Origin of the sequence: Microbacterium paludicola (assembly GCF_015235415.1) — a bacterium.
Classification (GTDB): domain Bacteria; phylum Actinomycetota; class Actinomycetes; order Actinomycetales; family Microbacteriaceae; genus Microbacterium; species Microbacterium paludicola.
Window position 1 is genome coordinate 1 of record NZ_JADGLL010000053.1, and the last position, 17,625, is coordinate 17,625.

Annotated in this window: 12 protein-coding genes; 6 read left to right on the top strand and 6 right to left on the bottom strand. The window is 71.7% G+C overall.

All coding sequences use genetic code 11. The features are described 5' to 3' along the window. Positions 1-113: 113 nt before the first annotated feature. The 4 genes from rfbA to IR155_RS14255 all read left to right on the top strand — a co-directional run bounded on the left by rfbA (position 114) and on the right by IR155_RS14255 (position 4,657). Positions 114-911: a glucose-1-phosphate thymidylyltransferase RfbA gene (rfbA, locus tag IR155_RS14240; protein WP_135115465.1), complete on the top strand. Its 798-nt coding sequence runs from the start codon at positions 114-116 to the stop codon at positions 909-911. Then, positions 911-1,909 carry a dTDP-glucose 4,6-dehydratase gene (gene rfbB / locus IR155_RS14245; protein WP_135115466.1) on the top strand — a complete coding sequence of 333 codons (999 nt, stop codon included), beginning with the start codon at positions 911-913 and terminating at the stop codon, positions 1,907-1,909. The genes rfbA and rfbB overlap by 1 nt, the downstream gene beginning before the upstream one ends. Before the next feature lie 50 nt (positions 1,910-1,959). Then, positions 1,960-3,321, top strand: a complete 1,362-nt coding sequence (locus IR155_RS14250; RefSeq protein ID WP_135115475.1) for a sugar nucleotide-binding protein — start codon at positions 1,960-1,962, stop codon at positions 3,319-3,321. A gap of 229 nt (positions 3,322-3,550) precedes the next feature. Continuing rightward, the gene (locus tag IR155_RS14255) at positions 3,551-4,657 is read left to right on the top strand and encodes a glycosyltransferase (RefSeq protein ID WP_233441218.1); all 1,107 of its coding nucleotides are present in this window, start codon (positions 3,551-3,553) and stop codon (positions 4,655-4,657) included. A 2-nt stretch (positions 4,658-4,659) separates the two neighbouring features. Here IR155_RS14255 and IR155_RS14260 read toward each other — a convergent pair whose 3' ends face one another. Together IR155_RS14260 and IR155_RS14265 are read right to left on the bottom strand one after the other, a co-directional pair. Next, positions 4,660-5,808 carry a glycosyltransferase family protein gene (locus IR155_RS14260; protein ID WP_135115468.1) on the bottom strand — a complete coding sequence of 383 codons (1,149 nt, stop codon included), beginning with the start codon at positions 5,806-5,808 and terminating at the stop codon, positions 4,660-4,662. Positions 5,809-5,927: 119 nt separating this feature from the next. Beyond that, positions 5,928-6,806: an N-acetylneuraminate synthase family protein gene (locus IR155_RS14265; protein ID WP_135115469.1), complete on the bottom strand. Its 879-nt coding sequence runs from the start codon at positions 6,804-6,806 to the stop codon at positions 5,928-5,930. Between the two features lie 186 nt (positions 6,807-6,992). On the opposite strand from IR155_RS14265, the gene IR155_RS14270 reads away from it, so the two are divergent. Beyond that, complete coding sequence (locus IR155_RS14270) at positions 6,993-7,616, top strand: hypothetical protein (RefSeq protein ID WP_135115470.1); 624 nt, start codon at positions 6,993-6,995, stop codon at positions 7,614-7,616. Positions 7,617-7,637: 21 nt separating this feature from the next. Here IR155_RS14270 and IR155_RS14275 read toward each other — a convergent pair whose 3' ends face one another. The 3 genes from IR155_RS14275 to IR155_RS14285 form a co-directional block, all read right to left on the bottom strand. Next, positions 7,638-8,807 (bottom strand): acylneuraminate cytidylyltransferase, encoded by a 1,170-nt coding sequence (locus tag IR155_RS14275; RefSeq protein WP_135115471.1) that lies wholly within the window; start codon positions 8,805-8,807, stop codon positions 7,638-7,640. Beyond that, on the bottom strand, positions 8,804-11,131 hold the full coding sequence (locus tag IR155_RS14280) for a glycosyltransferase family 29 protein (protein ID WP_228067303.1): 2,328 nt from the start codon (positions 11,129-11,131) through the stop codon (positions 8,804-8,806). Before IR155_RS14280 ends, IR155_RS14275 begins: the two co-directional genes overlap by 4 nt. Positions 11,132-11,217: 86 nt before the next feature. Further along, positions 11,218-14,352, bottom strand: a complete 3,135-nt coding sequence (locus IR155_RS14285) for a glycosyltransferase (RefSeq protein ID WP_135115473.1) — start codon at positions 14,350-14,352, stop codon at positions 11,218-11,220. Positions 14,353-14,465: 113 nt separating this feature from the next. Between IR155_RS14285 and IR155_RS14290 the strand changes: the two genes are divergently transcribed. Beyond that, complete coding sequence (locus IR155_RS14290; RefSeq protein ID WP_167760809.1) at positions 14,466-16,202, top strand: glycosyltransferase family 2 protein; 1,737 nt, start codon at positions 14,466-14,468, stop codon at positions 16,200-16,202. On the opposite strand, the gene IR155_RS14295 is transcribed toward IR155_RS14290, so the two are convergent. Then, on the bottom strand, positions 16,199-17,625 hold a 1,427-nt coding region (locus IR155_RS14295), incomplete at its 5' end, for a BNR repeat-containing protein (protein ID WP_194210346.1). The genes IR155_RS14290 and IR155_RS14295 overlap by 4 nt on opposite strands.

The window sequence follows — 17,625 nt, forward strand, 5'->3', positions numbered from 1 at the left end:
GAACGGGATCATCGAGCTCCACCGCCGCCTCGCCCGCGGCTACCGCAACCGGCACAACTACCGGCTCCGCATGCTCCTCGCCGCCGGCGGACTCACCCCATGACCCCCACCGGATGTCCGAAGAGCCCGACAAGCCGATGATCTACTACCCGCTCTCCACGCTCATGATGGCGGGGATCCGGGACATCCTGATCATCACCACTCCGCACGATGCGGCGGCCTTCGAGCGTCTGCTCGGTGACGGCTCGCAGTTCGGAGTGAATCTCACCTTCGCGCAGCAGCCGTCGCCCGACGGGCTCGCGCAGGCGTTCACGATCGGCGCCGACTTCATCGGCGACGACAAGGTCGCTCTCGTGCTGGGCGATAACCTGCTCTACGGGCCGGGGCTCGGCAGCCAGCTCACGCGGTACGCCGACGTCGACGGTGGTGCCGTCTTCGCCTATTGGGTCGCGAACCCGACCGCGTACGGCGTGGTGGAGTTCGACGAGACCGGCAAGGCGATCTCCCTGGCCGAGAAGCCCGCCGAGCCGAGGTCGAACTACGCCGTTCCCGGCCTGTACTTCTACGACAACGACGTGGTCGAGATCGCACGCGGACTGAAGCCATCCGCGCGCGGCGAGTACGAGATCACGGATGTCAACCGCGCCTACCTGGAGCGCGGCAAGCTCTCGGTCGAGGTGCTGCCGCGCGGCACGGCGTGGCTCGACACGGGCACGGTGGACGACATGACCGATGCGGCCGAGTACGTGCGCACGATGGAGCGCCGCACGGGCATGAAGATCGGCGCCCCCGAGGAAGTGGCGTGGCGGCAGGGATTCCTGTCCGACGCGGAGCTTCGGGAACGCGCGGGCAAGCTGGTGAAGTCGGGGTACGGTTCGTACCTCCTCGAGGTTCTGGAGCGTGGGCACTGATGGGTCGTCTTCTGGTCACCGGCGGCGCCGGGTTCATCGGGTCGAATTTCGTGCACCACGTCGTGGAGCACACGGATCACCACGTGACCGTGCTCGACAAGCTCACGTACGCCGGCAACCGCGCGTCCCTCGACGGCCTCCCCGACGACCGGGTGACGTTCGTGCAGGGCGACATCGCCGACGCCGAGCTGGTCGACCGGCTGTTCCGGGAGGTCGACGCGGTCGTGCACTACGCGGCCGAGTCGCACAACGACAACTCGCTCAACGACCCGCGTCCGTTCCTCGACACGAACATCGTCGGCACGTACACGCTGCTCGAGGCCGCGCGCCGCCACGACGTGCGCTTCCACCACATCTCCACCGACGAGGTCTACGGCGATCTGGAGCTCGACGACCCGGAGCGGTTCACGGAGAGCACGCCGTACAACCCGTCGTCGCCGTACTCGTCGACCAAGGCCGGCTCCGACCTGCTCGTGCGCGCCTGGGTGCGCTCGTTCGGCGTGCGCGCGACGATCAGCAACTGCTCCAACAACTACGGCCCGTACCAGCACGTCGAGAAGTTCATCCCGCGTCAGATCACCAACGTGATCCGCGGCATCCGCCCGAAGCTGTACGGCACGGGCGAGAACGTGCGCGACTGGATCCACGCCGACGACCACTCGTCCGCGGTGCTCACGATCCTCGACAAGGGCGAGATCGGGCAGACGTACCTGATCGGCGCCGACGGCGAGCAGAACAACAAGGACGTCGTCGAGCTGATCCTCGAGCTGATGGGGCAGCCGCGCGACGCGTACGACCTCGTCGCCGACCGCCCCGGTCACGACCTGCGCTACGCGATCGACTCCACCAAGCTGCGCACCGAGCTGGGCTGGCAGCCGCGCTACCGCGACTTCCGCTCGGGCCTGGCGGCGACGATCGAGTGGTACCGCGACAACGAGGCCTGGTGGGCGCCGGTCAAGGACGGCGTCGAGGCGTTCTACGCGTCGAAGGGGCAGTAGTGACGGAGCTCGGCAAGCAGCTCGGGGTCACGCCGACCCCGATCGACGGGATGGTGCTGTTCGACCTGCCCGTGCACGGCGACGCACGCGGCTGGTTCAAGGAGAACTGGCAGCGCGAGAAGATGACCGCGCTCGGTCTGCCCGACTTCGGGCCCGTGCAGAACAACGTCTCGTTCAACGCCGAGGTGGGCGTCACGCGTGGTCTGCACGCCGAGCCGTGGGACAAGTGGGTCTCGGTCGCCACCGGCCGGGTGTTCGGAGCCTGGGTCGACCTGCGCGAGGGACCGGGATTCGGCACGGTGTTCACCGCCGAGATCGATCCGTCGAAGGCGATCTTCGTGCCGCGCGGCGTCGCCAACGGCTTCCAGACGCTCGAGGCCGGCACCGCCTACACCTACCTCGTCAACGACCACTGGTCGCCCGACGCCAGCTACTCGTTCGTGAACCTCGCCGACGAGACCGTGCGCATCCCCTGGCCGATCCCGCTGGATGAGGCGGAGATCTCCGACAAGGACCGCGCGCATCCCCGACTGGCCGACGCACAGCCCGTGCCGCCGCGCCGCACTCTCGTGCTCGGCGCCAACGGCCAGCTCGGGCGGGCACTGCGGGCGGAGCTCGGTGAGGCACCTCACATCGAGTACGCGACGCGCGCCGACCTCGACATCACGGCCCCCGGTCTTGAGACCGCACGCCGGTGGGGCGACTACGGCACCATCATCAACGCGGCCGCGCACACAGCGGTCGACGCCGCCGAGACGCCGGAGGGCCGCGCCGATGCGTGGGCCGCGAACGTCACGGGCGTCGCCGCGCTGGCGCGGGTCGCGAGCAGCTACCGCCTCACGCTCGTCCACGTCTCCAGCGACTACGTCTTCGACGGCACGGCCGACCGCCCCTACCGCGAGGACGACCCGTTGTGCCCGCTCGGGGTGTATGGCCAGACCAAGGCCGCCGGCGACGCCATCGTCAGCGCGGTTTCCCGTCACTACATCGTCCGCACGTCCTGGGTGATCGGCGAGGGCGGCAACTTCGTGCGCACCATGGCGTCCCTCGCCGAACGGGGCATCGACCCCTCGGTGGTGGATGACCAGGTCGGTCGCCTGACCTTCACGCAGGACATCGCCCGCGGTATCCGGCACCTGCTGGAGAGCGCAGCCCCATTCGGTGTCTACAACCTCACCGGCTCCGGGGAGCCCCGCTCGTGGGCGCAGATCGCCGCCCGGGTGTTCGAGCTCACGGGACACGATCCCGCGCGGGTCACGCCCGTGAGCACCGACGAGTACTACTCAGGCAAGACGGGAATCGCACCGCGCCCCGGCTACAGCGTCCTCGATCTCGCTAAGATCGAGGCCGCTGGGTTCGCGTCCGCCGATGCAGGCCAGCGCCTCGCGGAGTACGTCGCGAACGGGCTCTGACACGTGCGACGATTCGGCGCCCAGGGGTAGCCCGGGGAGCCTATTCGTGGCTGGGACCTTCGTCGGCGGATGCCGACGAAGGTCCCAGCTGGAGGCTGCAGACGATGGAGTCGAGGTTTAACCGTCGAAGATCGCGGGAACGGAACGCGCGATCGGCGAAAGCCGGGCGCGGAACCCGCCGCGCGTAGACTCGGAGGCCTGAGGCGAGGAGGAGCGCGGCTTGACAGGCGTGATCGTGCACGAGTGGCTGGAGCGCTCCGGCGGTGCCGAGAACGTCTTCGAGGCCATGCGCGAGGCCTTCCCCGACGCGCAGTCCTGGGCGCTCTGGGATGACTCCGACGGCCGGTTCCCGGGAGTCGCCGAGACCGTGCTCGCCCGTACCCCGCTGCGGCGCAGCAAGATCGCCGCTCTGCCCTTCATGCCCGCCGTGTGGCGCGCGCTGCCCGAGATCCGTGCCGACTGGATGCTCGTGAGCAGTCACCTGTTCGCGCACCACGCCCGCTTCCGCGGCGCTGCCGCCGACCTGCCGAAGTACGTGTACGCGCACACGCCCGCGCGCTACATCTGGACGCCCGAGCTCGATCGCCGCGGCGCGCGGCTTCCGGTGAGGATCGCGGCGTCGGCCTTCAAACCGATGGATCGCCGTCGCGCCCAGGAGGCCACCGCCATCGCGGCCAACAGTCAGTTCGTCGCCGACCGCATCGCGACCACCTGGGAGCGCGAGGCGACCGTGATCCACCCGCCCGTGCACACGCGGGCGTTCGCCACGGAGCCCACCCTGAACGCGCGGGACCAGCGCGTGCTCGACGCGTTGCCGGAGGGCTTCCTGCTGGCGGTGTCGCGCTGGGTCTCGTACAAGCGGCTCGACGCGGCGATCACCACGGGCGAGGCGACAGGTCGCCCGGTCGTGATCGCCGGCCGGGGCCCCGACGAGGCGCGCCTGCGCGAGCTCGCCGCCCGCTCGAGCGCACAGGTCACGTTCCTGCACCACCCGTCGTCGGCTCTGCTGCATGCGGTCTACCGAAAGGCGGCGGCGCTCGTCTTTCCCGCGATCGAGGACTTCGGCATCGTGGCGGTCGAGGCGATGGCATCGGGCACGCCCGTGCTGGCGAGCGCGTACGGCGGCGTCGCCGAGTCGGTCGTGGACGGCGTCACGGGAGCGCACGTGCACGATTGGGAGTCTCCGCTCGACATCCGCAGCGCGCTGGAGACGGCGCTCCGTGCGACCCCCGCCGACTGCCGATCCCGCGCGGCGATGTTCGACACCGACGCGTTCACGAGCCGGATCCGCGCCTTCGTGGCACAGGCCGACGCGCCGGTCGGCGCGCGGGGCTGACCTCAGAGCTCGGCGAGCGCCGAGGACCGGTGCAGCACGCCGCCGGGCGCCCACGCATCGACGATGCGCGGAGCGGGCTCGAGCGGCCCCGCGAGCAGTGCCGTGACGCGCCGGATGGACGCCTCTCCGTCCGTCGCGCACCAGCGGCGCGCGAGCGTGACGAGGCGCTCGCGATCGGTGTGCTCGGCGTTCGCCACGAACGCGCGCACGTCGTCGGGCGTGCGCAGCGCGGGGAACACGCGCTCGTCCGACAGGAACGGGTAGGCGGGAGGGTGGTCGTCGATCCGGACGTCGGCGGTGGGGATGCCGAGCACGGCCGACTCCCACGCGACGCCGCTCGACGACTGGATCACCCAGCGCGGCCCGCGGCGCAGCAGCTCGACGGTCAGCTCGTTGCGGTGCAGCGCCCAGCGCGGCGGCAGCAGCCGCTCGAGCATGGCGATGTCCGAGCGGGGGTGCGGCGCGACGAGCACGTCGTCGAGCCCCGCCTTCGTCATCAGTTCGAACATGCGCCGCAGCGCCGGCTCGGGGTCGGGGGACACCGCGAACACGCCCGGCAGCAGCGACTGCGCCGGCGGCGGAGCGGCTAGGTGCGTGATGTCGGTGCTGGGATTGCCCACGACGGCGATGCGCCGCGGGTCGGCCCCTGTCCTCGACGCCACCCACTCGCGTTCCGCGTTGCCGCGCAGCGCCGCGTGCGAGACCGGCAGGTCCACCTGGAAATCCGTCAACGGGGAGTGCGGCACGTAGACCACCGGCACGCCCTGCTGCTCGGCCCGAAGGATCAGCGCGCGCAGCAGCGGGTGCGTCTGCCGTGCGAGCAGCACGAAGCGATGGCCGGAGAGGTCGACCGTCTCGAGGCGCCGCAGCTCGTGCTGGGTCGCGTTCGCCGCATGTCGCCAGGAGGCGCGCAGCTCGGGGCGGTCGTGCCGCGCGAGGAACGCGTCGATGCGGCGCTTGACGGCCTCGACCGCGTCGTCACGGGACGAGAGACCGGCGACGCGCGATCCGGAGGCTTGCCGCAGCTCCGGCGTCGCGCCCACGATCGGGGCGAGCGCGCGCTCCTCGTTCGGCGAGCGCGTGACCACCAGGCCGCCGAGCGCGTCGCGCTCGCGCGACGGCACATACGGCCGCAGCGACTCGGGCACCACCAGCGACGCGGCCCGGGCGCTCAGGCGCCGACGCGAGCGGGGCCGCGAGAACTGGATGTCGAACTCCGGGAGCAGGCACCACAGCAGGCGCTGCTCCGCGGCGTCGTCGATCCGAGTGATCAGCCGTCCACCCGCCGCAGCTTGCTGAGGGGCGCGAGCTCGCCCGGGAAGACGCGCTTGACGCCGTCGCCCAGGGCCTTCTCGATCACGCGGATGTCGCGCACGAGGTTCGAGAAGCCGTGCGGCTCGAGGCTGGCGGCGTGGTCGCTGCCCCACATGGTGCGGTCGAGCGTGATGTGCCGCTCGACGGCGACCGCCCCCAGGGCGACCGCGGCGATCGAGATCTGCAGCCCGGGCTCGTGCCCCGAGTAGCCGACGGGCACCTGGTAGCGCTCCTTGAGCGTGTTGATCGTGCGCAGGTTCGCCTCCTCGGGGGGAAGCGGGTAGGTGCTGGTCGCGTGCATGAGCACCAGCCGGTCCGTGCCGAGGATCTCCACGGCCGTGTCGATCTGCTCGATCGTCGACATGCCCGTCGACAGGATGATCGGCTTGCCCGTGGCCTCGAGCTTGCGCAGCATGCCGAGGTCGGTGACCGAGGCCGACGCGACCTTGTGCGTCGTGACGCCCATCTCCTCGAGGAAGTCGACCGAGGGCTCGTCCCACGGAGAGGCGAACCAGTCGACGCCCTTCTCCTTGGCGTAGGCCGCGATCTCGGTGTATTCGGGCTTCTCGAACTCCACGCGGTAGCGGTACTCGAGGTAGGTCATGGTGCCCCACGGCGTCTCGCGCGGGGTCTGCTTCATGTGCTCGGGGGTGGCGATCTCGGGCGTGCGCTTCTGGAACTTCACGGCCTGCGCGCCGGCCGACACCGCCACATCGATGAGCTTCTTCGCGTTCTCGACGTCGCCGTTGTGGTTCAGCCCGATCTCCGCGATCACGTACACCGGCGAACCGTCACCGATCGTGTGGTCTCCGATGACAACCTTCTCGGTCGACATTGCTCACCTTCTGTTTCGTGTCGTGCCGGCGGGCACGGGCGCTCGCGGGACGCTCGACGTCCCCGGCGTCTCCTCGGACCCGTCGCACGATACACGTGCTCCGCCGGTCGCCCGGGAACGACCTGCGGGCCGCCCAGCCGTCGCGAAAAGACGTGGCCTATCCTAGTCGCGGAGGAGGTGTGTCCTGTGATCGAACCAGAAGAGCGTGAAGTGCGGCGCCGGTGGCGTGTGCCGCTGCGCGCCATCGCCGCGGGTCTCGTGCTGATCGTGTCCGGAGGCATCGCCGGACTCAACATCGCCACCGGCGTCGCGGAGAGCGCTGCGGCAGCCGAGCAGTCGGCCAAGCTCGCGATCGAGCGCGCCGGCAAGATGATCGTGAACGTGGGAAATGAGGCCTCGCGAGCGGTGATCCGCAGCGTGCGCGCCGAGGCCGAGAGCCAGGCCGCGATCGCGGCCGCCCACGAGCGGGAGCTGCGGCGCGCCGTGGAGAAGGCGACCAAGGAGGCCGAGGAGAAGGCCGCCCAGCAGCTGGAGGAGACCGAGGCACGCGCCGCCCAGCTCGAGGCGGAACTGGTTGCCGCCCAGGCCGCGGCGCGCGACGCCGAGGCGCGGGCGTGGGCAGCGGATCAGGCGCGCATCGCCGCCGAGCAGGCCGCCCAGGGGGGAACCGGTGGTGGGACCGTGACTCCCACCCAGGACCCCGGGACTGGTGACACAAGCGGTGAGACGGGCGGTGACACGAACGGTGACGCGGGCACCGATCCGAACGACGGCACGGTAACCGATTCCTCAAGCGCCCCGAGCGAGTAGCACGCCCGGGGGCGCGTGGTCTCAGTCCCGCGCGGCGAGAACCCGGTCGATCACCTCTCGCACCGCGCCCTGTCCGCCGGCGCGGCTGAGCACGACGCGAGCGGCCGCGCGGACTTCGGGTCGCGCGTCAGCGACCGCGATGGGCCAGCCGACCAGGGCCATGGCCTCGAGGTCGTTCACGTCGTTGCCGACGTAGGCGGTGCGCGACAGGTTCACGCCGTTCTGCTGCGCCCATTCGCGCAGCGCGGTCGCCTTGTCATCCAGGCCATGGATCACGGGCACGCGCAGCTTGTCGGCGCGAGCGCGCACCACGCCGTTGGTCTCGGTCGACAGGATCAGCAGCGGGATGCCCGCCTTGCGCAGCAGCGACACCCCCATGCCGTCGCCGCGCAGCACGCGCACGCTCTCGTTGCCGGCCGTGTCGACGTGCACCGCGTCGTCGGTGTGCACGCCGTCGAAGTCGGTCACGATCGCGTCGACGGGGATGACCTCGGGTTGCCCGAGAAGGTGGGCGAGCGCACCGGCCATCTCGAACTCGAAGAGGTTGTCGATCTCGATCGCCGAGTTCTCGGGCACCTCCACGATGCCGATGCGCCCGAAGAAGCGATGCTTCGCCTGGCGGAAGCCGGCGGCGTCGAACACGTAGAACGCGCCGGTCTCCATGTAGTGCGGCTCGCGATCCTGCCGGCGCGGCCGGAAGGAGGCATCGTGGTTCACCGCGGTGGCGCCGCCGTCGGCGCCGCGAGCCCAGAGGAAGCCGTACGTCTCATAGGCCGAGAACGCGCTGTCGTAGGCGCCGTCCGCCACCATCCGCACGCCCTCGGCCAGGGCGTCGCTAGGGATGAACGGCGAGGTCGCCTGCAGGAACGCCACGGTGCCGATGGCGATGCCGCGGCGCTCGATCTCGCCCATCGCGTGCAGCACGGCGCTCTCGGACGTCGCGGTGTCGCCGGCGATGTCGGCGGGCCGGTCGACCACCTCGGCCCCGGCCGCCCGCGCCGCGGCGGCGATCTCGGCGTCGTCGGTCGAGACGAACACGCGCGGCACCCCGGCCCGCCGCGCCGCGCCCACGGCGCGCGCGACGATCGGCACCCCGGCGACGGGCAGCACGTTCTTGCGCGGCACGCCCTTCGACCCGCCGCGCGCCGGGATGATGGCAACGGTCTCGGGGCCGCTCGTCACGTCGGTCATGCGTGCTCCTGTGCGTCCTCGAGGGCCAGAACATGGGTGTCGATCATCGCCCGATAGCGCTCCGCGAAGTGATCCAGCGAGAAGTGGTGCTCGAACACCCGGCGGTTCCGCTCGCCCCACTCCGTGCGGTCGCGGCCGGCGATGGCGGCCGCCGCCTCGGCGATGGAGTCATCCGTGACGAACTCCACGTTGTCCTCGAGGTCGACCTCGGGATTGCCGCCGATCGGGGTGAGCACCAGGCCCTTGCCGGCGCGCATGGCCTCGAGCGTGGCGAGGTCGAAGATCGAGCTGCGGTGCATCATCACGTAGATGTCGGAGTAGCCGAGCAGCGCCAGCAGCCGGTCGTGGGTCATGCGTCGCCCGATGAGGCGGGACGCGAACGGCCACCGGCGCGAGGCCTCCTGCGCCGCCACGAACCGCGCCGGATCGATCGCCGAGCCCACCGCGATCCAGAGCACGCGCCGTCCGGTGCGCTCGACGTAGGCGCTGAGAAGCGCGGGAACGCGATCGAGGCCCTTGTCGCCATTCCAGTCGCCGACGCTCATGAAGACGTCGAGGTCGTCGGCCTTCTCGGGCAGGTCGAGCTTCTTCGTCAGCTCCGCGATAAGCCTCCCGTCGTCCGCGGGGTTCTGGTGGTCGACGGCAGACAGGGTGTTGTACAGGGGCTCGTCGGCATAGCGCACCTTGGCGGCGAGCGCCGGGTCCGCCGTGGCCTCGAACGCCGCGCGCGCGCCGCGGCTGGGGAAGTACATGCGCTCGGCACCGGTGCAGATGAGCTCCTCGAGACGGGTCGTCACCGCGATCTCGTGTGCCGTGGGTGTGCGCCCGATCGAGCGCATCTCCTGCAGGGTGCTCCCCTGCTGGTGGTACACGATGACGTACGGCACGCCCAGCTGCCAGGCGCCGAGCGCGCTGCCGAGATCGTGGCAGACCATCAGCACGCGGCGGCCCTCGGCGATCGCCGCAGCGATCTCGGGGTGCGTGCGGACGTACTCGGCGCCGAGCACGAGGTCGACCGGCTTGCCGCTGAGCCCCGCCGTGAGGTGCGGCAGGTCGTGCTTGAGCGCGCCCTTGTCGCCCTCGTCGAACACGTAGCGCAGCGCGTGACCGCGGTGCTCGGAGCCGAGGGCGAGTCGCTGCGTGGCGAGCACCCCGGCGGGACCGCCCGTGCGCCCGCGTGCCGGGTCGTAGTCGCGGTATGCGCAGCTGAAGACCGTCACGCCGGTACGATCGACCGGGTCGGCCATGCCGAGCAGCCCGCGCAGGAACGCCCCCTCGCCGTCCACGTCGTGCCGCGTGCCCACGTCGCCGAGCGCGTCGAAGTAGTGCCCGTGGTCGGGGTGGCGGTCGATGCTCGAGAAGCCGTAGACGTCGACACCCTCGAGGCTTTCGCCGCGGGCGCGGTAGAGCATCCACAGCACCTGCGCGCCGCTTGTCGGAAGCGCGAGCCCCGAGGCGTCACGCAGCGTGCGCTTGGTCTCGGTGTCGATCCACCCGACGGTCCCGGGGGAGAACAGCGCGTCGCGCGCGAGGATCTCGAGATGCGAGGGGTGCTCGAGCAGGTTGCGCCGCAGGTCCATCTCCCACAGCACCATCTCGTACCGGTGGATGTCGTGGCGATCGCGGACGTCGCGGTGGGCGCCCCGCACCCAGATGTCGGTGCGCGCACCGTAGTCGTCCTGGTGGTCGTCGGGGTAGTTGTTGAAGCGCACGACGATGTCGTGCGCATCGATCTCCGCGCCCCGGGCGGTGCCGACGTTCCCGGGGCCGTTCCCGACGACGGCGATCGTCTTGCCGGCGACGAGCTCCGCGAAGCGGCGAGCAGGCGGCGACGCGAACAGCGCATCGGCCGCGCCGGCGGCTCGGTCGATCTGCGGCGATCGCAGGCCGAGGCCGCGGGCGAACGGCGCGAGGGGGAGCAGCTCGGCGATGCGCTCGGGGCCGAACCGGGCGGCGTAGCGGCGGAGGACGAGCTCCGCCGTGCGCGCGTCGCCGGCCTCCAGCAGCGCCGCCGCGTACACGAGCCACGACGCCGGATGCAGCGCGTTCCGCGCGAGCGTGTTCCCCGCGAGCGCGCGCGCCTGGGCGAGCAGCTCGTCCGTCGGGCCCAGATCGCGCCAGGCGGTGCGCAGGATCTGGAAGTCCTGATGGCGCGACGGCAGCACGTCGTCGAGATCGACGCCATAGGCGTCGCGTCTCTTCCCCAGCGATCGGATCGCGCCGGCGGCCTGTGCGACGGTGCGGCGCCCGAGCTCCGTCTTCTTCACTTCGCGGATGACGGTGCGCGCGCCGGGGAGCTTCTTGAGCGACTCGAGCGGGTTCATGTGCCTCACAGCGGGGTGATGTGCGGATGCCTCACGACGTGAGACGTCGCTAGCCTATGCGGGCGCCACCCGCGCGCGGCTTCACCTCAGCTCGCGCGCTCCCCGGATCCGGCGGGCTCCCCGGTCCCGTCGTCCCCGTGCCAGAGCGACAGCGCGGTCTCGAGCAGCGTAGCCGCCCGCGCGTCGAAGGAGTGCTCCGCACGTACCATCGCCGACAGTTCCCGCATCCGCTCCGGTGAGGGGCGCCAGCTGCGGTCAGTCAGCAGCTTCTTCATCTCCTCGTCCGAGCTCGCCGTGGCCACGGCGCCGCCGAACAGCTCGAGGCCCGCGACGGGGTCGGAGATCATCGGCGTCGCGCAGGCGATCACGTCGAAGGTGCGGTTGTTCACGAATCCCCACTCGGCCATGTCGGCGAAGTGGTCGTTGAGCACGATCTCGGCGGAGCGGTATGCGCTCGGCGCCTCGTGAGGGCCCAGAGCCGCGCCGCGGGCGCACTCCGGCGCGATCCGGTCCCATCCCGGTCCCCACAGGGCGAGGGCCGCGCCGGCGCGCAGGGCGCTTCCGACGATCGCGCGGCCGAACTCGATCGGCCGCGCGCCCCCCACGAAGAGCACGTCCTCGCGGCCGGGTGCCGCGGCGACGTCGGGGTGGAACCGCTCGGGGTCCGTCGCCTGCAGCAGCACCTCGACTCGACGCCCCGACTCCTGCGACATCCAGGACGCCCAGGTGGCCGACGCCGCGAACACCGCGTCGAAGCCGGCGAGCTCCTGCCGGGTGACCTCGCCCGGCCGGCTGATGACCCACAGGATGTTCACCGCCCCCGGCTGCGGTTCGAGCGGATGGCGACCTCGGATGGCGAGGACGACGTCGTCGAGCGGCGAGGTTGCCCGGCCGCGCGCGGGGTACCTGTCCACCACCACCTGCTGGCCGCGCTTCTCGAGAGACCGGGCGAGGCTGTCGGCGAAGGGCAGGTCGCCCCACAGGTCCCCGCCGCGCGTGTTCGGCACGCCGGTCTTGATGGCCCAGCGCAGCGCCGGGGAGCCGCCGCCGTGCGTGGTCGGGGCGATCGCGCGGGCCGGCACGACGTGCGGGAGGGGGCCGTCGCCCGAGTCCTCGAGGCCGGCCACGCGCAGGCCGATGGCGTCATACCGCCAGGCGTCGTCGGGGAACGTGCTCTCGCCCCATCGCGACGCGAACAGCCGCTGGTTCTCGGGATCGCGCCGGCGGCGCTGCTCCGACGTGTCCGGGGCGTGCACGACGACGGCGTCCGCGGCGCAGGCGAAGTGCGCGCCATCGCCGAACCGCTCCCGGGCGCGCAGGCACAGGTCGAGGTCCTCGAAGCCGTTCGCGTAAAGCGCGTCGAAGCCGCGAAGCGCCACGAACTCACGCGCGTCGAGGAGGAGGGCGCTGGCGCTGACCGCCGTGAGCCCGGTCAGGTCGGCGCGCTCCGCGTCGCGCAAGGGGAGCCCGGCGAGCAGCGCGGACGGGCGGGTGCCCTCCTGGAAGAACCCGTACCCCGCGTTCTGCACGGTGCCGTCGTCGTTCGTCAGCAGAGCCTGCACCCCGAGCGCCCCGGTCTCGGCCTTCCGGTGCAGCAGCGCACCGACCCAGCCGTCGCGCGGATCCGCGTCGCTGTCGACGAAGACGAGGTGCTCGCCCGTCGACTGGCTGGCGCCGTAGTTAGCCGCGAGCGCGAAGTTGTTGTTCGTGGGCAGCCGCAGGTATCGCACCCGCGGCTCCGACAGGAACTCCGCGGTGAGCGCGCGGCCCACGGCGGCTGGCGATCCGTTGTCGATGACGAGCACCTCGAGGTCCTCCGGGCCGCCCTCGAGCAGGCGGAGGATCGTGTGCGCGCTGCTCTTGGCCTTGTCGGCCACGACGATGATGACGCTGACGCGGCCGGCCGTCCGGGCGATGAGGCCGTCGGAGGCGGCCCGCCAGTCCACGAGATTGCGCTCGCGCACCGCCCACTGCCAGTGGAGCGACTCCCGTTGCGTGATGCGTCCCTCGGCGGGCCGGTCGTCGTAGTCGCAGCCGACGAAGGGGAGGTACTCGAGGGGGCCCGCTGCCGCGAGGCGCAGGACGAGGTCGTAGTCGACCCAGCGCCGGATCGCGGGATCGAACGGTCCGACGGCGCGCAGCGCCGACGCCCGGACGACGATGATGTTGATGTCGATCGAGTTGCCGAGCTGGAGGTCGTCCCACTGCACGGGGCCGCCGCGGTAGGCGACCTCGCCGTCACCGGCGTGCAGCCGGGCGCCGGCGTGGCTCGCCACGGCCTCGGGCGCGGCCGCCAGACCGGCGAGCGACAGCTCGACAAAGCGGGGGACCCAGGTGTTGTCGCTGTCGAGGAAGGCGACGAACTCTCCCGTCGCGTGCTCGATGCCGAGGTTGCGCGCCGCGCCGACGCCCGCATGCGGCCCCGTGACGAGGCGGACCCGGTCATCCCGGCGCGCGTACTCGCGGACGATGTCCGGCGTGGCGTCCGTGGAGCCGTCGTCGATGACGATCAGCTCGAGGTTCCCGTGAGTCTGCGCGAGCACCGAGTCCACGGCGGCGCGGATCGTGTCGGCGCGGTTCAGAGCCGGCATGACGACCGAGACGAGCGTGTCCGCGGTGTCGAGCGCCCTCGACTCCATCGCCGCGATCCAGCGGCGTGTCTCGCTCTCGTCCCAGCCCGGCCGGCGCGGCGGCAGCGTCGCCTCGAACTGATGGCGGTGCTCGCGCATGAACGCGACGATCGCCGCGCGGGCCTCGCCGAGCGTGGGTGGGGTGCCGACGTACCCGGGGGTGACGGGGACGGGGTCGTCGTCCCGCCAGCGCGCGAGCTCCGCGAGGGGATCCTTGCCGTCGAGGGCAGGGTTCCGCGGATCGAACAGCGGGCTCCAGCGGTGGCGGCGCGCGGCGTCCAGACGCAGGTACCGCAGGAACCGGTCGATGCCCTCGGGGTGCTCCATCGCCTGCCGGATGCGCAGCGGCAGCGATTCGAGCTCGATCAGCGGATGCGGGCTCAGCCACGTTCCCGCACGGGTCGTCACGTAGTGCTCGGCGGCCTGCTGCGGCGTGAGGCCCGCGGCGCCCGTCACCGCCGCGTAGTAGGCGGCGTCGAACGCGCCCGACGCCAGGAGGTCGGCGGCCTGGCGTCGTGGGGAGCGAAGCAGCCGCTTCACCGCGCGGCGGACGGACGTCGGCGCGAGGCCTCGGAGGCGGCGCAGTTCCACAAGGTGCCTTCGGACGGGGATGCGGGGCCCGCCCACGGGTGGACGGTGAGTCGATCCTATGTCGGCCAGGGCCGGTCTCCCGGTCACCGGCCGCCGTGATAAGGATGGACACCATGCGCCACGTGCCTCACGAGCTTCTCGCCCGCCTGCGGCGCAGGGCGAACGGTCGGCGCCTCTCGGACGCGGAGCGCGCGTACGTGGACCGCGCGGACGACCTGTTCGTCTACCTGAGGGTGAACGGCCTTCCGGAGGGACGCGACATCCTCGCGCTCGCCGCGTCGCACGGCCGCCATCGGCTCCAGGACCTGCTCGCGGCGGTCGCGGCGCCGACGCCCGCGAAGTCGTTCCGGCGCCGATTCGAGCGGACCGCGCTCCTGCAGCTCGTGACGCTGCTGGCCGATCAGCCCGTCGATCCCTCCGACACCGAGCGCGCGATCGCGCTGATCCAGCGGCTGATCGAGCGCCTGGGGGTGCGCGATGTGGGCAAGGAGGCGCGGTTCCGCCTGCTCGAGCTGCTCGTCGAATCGGGGCGCGTGGGCGACCTGGACGCGCTCATCGAGGCGCTCCACATCGGGCGCGACGATCGGGCTCAGCCCCACCTGCTGCGGGCGAACGCCGCCAACCCCTTCCGCTCGGAGCGCGACGCGGGCCCCTGGCTCGCCGCCGTGAACGGCTTGCTCGCGTCCGAGGGGCTCGAGCCGATCGCGTTCACTCCGGGGGCAGATGAGCCCTTCGATCGCCTCTCGAGTGCCGCCGCGAGCTCGGACGACGACGGCCCGCTCGTCACGGTCGTCATCCCCACCTACGATCCCGGCCCGCGTCTGGCGACAGCCGTCGGATCGGTCCTCGCGCAGTCGCATCGGCGGCTGCAGATCCTGATCATGGACGACGCCTCCCCCGGCGCCGCCGCGACGGATCTCGACGCCTGGGCCGAGCGCGACCCCCGGATCGAGGTCGTGCACCTGCCGGAGAACGGCGGCCCGTACCTGGCCAGGAACATCGCCGTCTCGACATATGCGCGAGGGGAGTACGTCACCGTGCACGACGACGACGACTGGTCGCATCCTCGGCGGATCGAGCGGCAGGTCGCCCACCTCGAAGCGCACCCGGATGAGGTGGCGAACATGTCGAGCGCCGTGCGTGTCTCGGACGACATGTGGTTCGGCAGGATCAACGGCAACCCCGTGTGGGCCCAGCACGCGCTCAACTCGCTCATGGTGCGGCGCACGGTGTTCGCGGAGATCGGCTACTGGGATGTGCTGAATCGCTCGGCGGATGCCGAGTTCAACGACCGGATCCGGGCCTGGACCGCCCGGCGGATCCCGGTGGTCGGCGCCGTTCCCCTGATCTTCTATCGGGTGCGCTGGGACTCGCTGAGCGCGGGGGAGTTCCATCGCGGCTACATGGACGCCCGGCGCCGCTGGTACTTCGAGTCCTACCGGCACTGGCACGCGGACGAGCTCGCACGCGGCCGGGCGCCGTTCCTGCCGGTGGACGACAGGGGCGACCGCCCATTCTCCGCTCCGGCGGACCTGCTGGGACCGCGAGGAGCGGTGCGGCGGATCGAGGCCGATGCGCGCGTCGTCGCGGACTTCCGCGACGAGGGCGTGGCGGTCGACGGGATCGCGGCGCGCCTGTCGTCCGGTCAGACGGTGGCGCTCCTGCAGCTCGACTCTCCGCGGCTGGCGCGGGGCGCGCGGATGAGGGCCGATGTGCTCGCCCTCGCCCTGCACCCGGGCGCGCGCGTCGTCAGCCTGCGGGATGACGTCGTCGCGCCGACGACGATCGTGACAGATCGGGAGGCTCTGCGCTTCCACCCGCAGGCGAGAGAGCGCCTCGGCGCGCTCTAGCGCAGCCTGACCACGGTGAGCTCGCTGCCGTTGCGCGGCCAGTCGTCGCGCGGCTCGTCCTGATTGGCGGCGAGGCTCTCCCAGCGCAGCACGTAGGTGTGTCGCGGGTTCTGGCCGCGGTCGGGTGCGAGGTCGGGCGAGAACCGCGCGGCCAGGCCCGGATAGCTCTCGCGCGCCGACTGCAGCTGCCGCGGGTACGGCGCTGCCCGTCGCTCCTGGGCGACGAAGCGGAGGTCGTCGTCGACCACGAGAGTGCCCCCTGCCCGGTGACAGGTGTACTCGATGGCGAGGGTGCCGTCGTCGCGCGCCTGCATCTCGCCGACGCCCATCGGCATCGCGAGCGTCCCCTCGCCGCGGAGCTCCACGGGGTTGTCCCAGTGGGTGAGCTGGTGCACGTCCCATCCGCCGCCCGAGGGCGTCGCCGCCCACAGCTGGAGGTTGCGCGCGTCGTCGAATTTCGGGTACACGACGACGAGCCGCCCCTCCGCGTCGAAGCCCACCTGCTGCACCCCGTTGATCAGGCCGCCGTCCTCGGGCACCGGGTCGACGATGTCGCCCTCCCGATAGGTGAGGGGCAGGTCGAGAGCGGTGCCGTCGGCCGCCCGCCACGTCTCGAAGTCCTTCGTCTTCGCATAGGTCAGCACGCTGTTCGTTGCGACGTCGCCGGTCCTGCGCCAGACCCACAGCACGTGGAAGAACCCGTCGGGGCCCCGCACGGGGCGGGTGACGTACGCGTTCCGGGGCACGTCGTCGCCGGAGCCGTCCACGAGCGGCTCCGCGGTCACCGCCCGCCAGGAGCGCTCGGCCTCGTCGTATCGGTTGAGGTAGGTCGCGCCATCCGTCGAGTCCCCGTCCCGGTACGAGAACAGGAGCGACCCGTCGTCCTGCAGGAGGAAGTCGGGGTAGGTCACGCGACGCTCGATGGACTCGTCCACCATCGTCGTGACGCGTTCGAGCGTGCGGACGTCGCCGCCGGGGTCGCTGCGGAAGTAGGTAAGGGGCGAGACGTGCATGTTGCCGGCGACATGCAGCGCGCCGTCGCGGTCGACGGCGAGCGTCGCGTACGCGTGGCTGTCCCACCCCAGGGTCGTGTCGAGGCGCTGCGAGGTCCACGGCGAGGACGGCAAGCCGCGGTCGTCCATCGTCCGCTGCGCGACGACGAGCCGCCGGTCGGTGTCGTAGTACGCGACATACTGCGCGGAGGAGGTCGTTAGCAGTGCCTGCCCCACCTCCATTCCCGCCCACGCGCGACCGACGACGCTCGCATCGGCGACCTCGGGCGAGGCCGGCCGCGTGGCGGGCGCGGCGCTCCATCCATCGCAGCGGTCGGGAGGAGCGGGAGGGGCGCTCGGGGTCGCGGGGGCGGTCGATGCCGAATCGCTCGGCGACGGGGTCGGCGCGGGGTCCGGCGCGGTGCATCCCC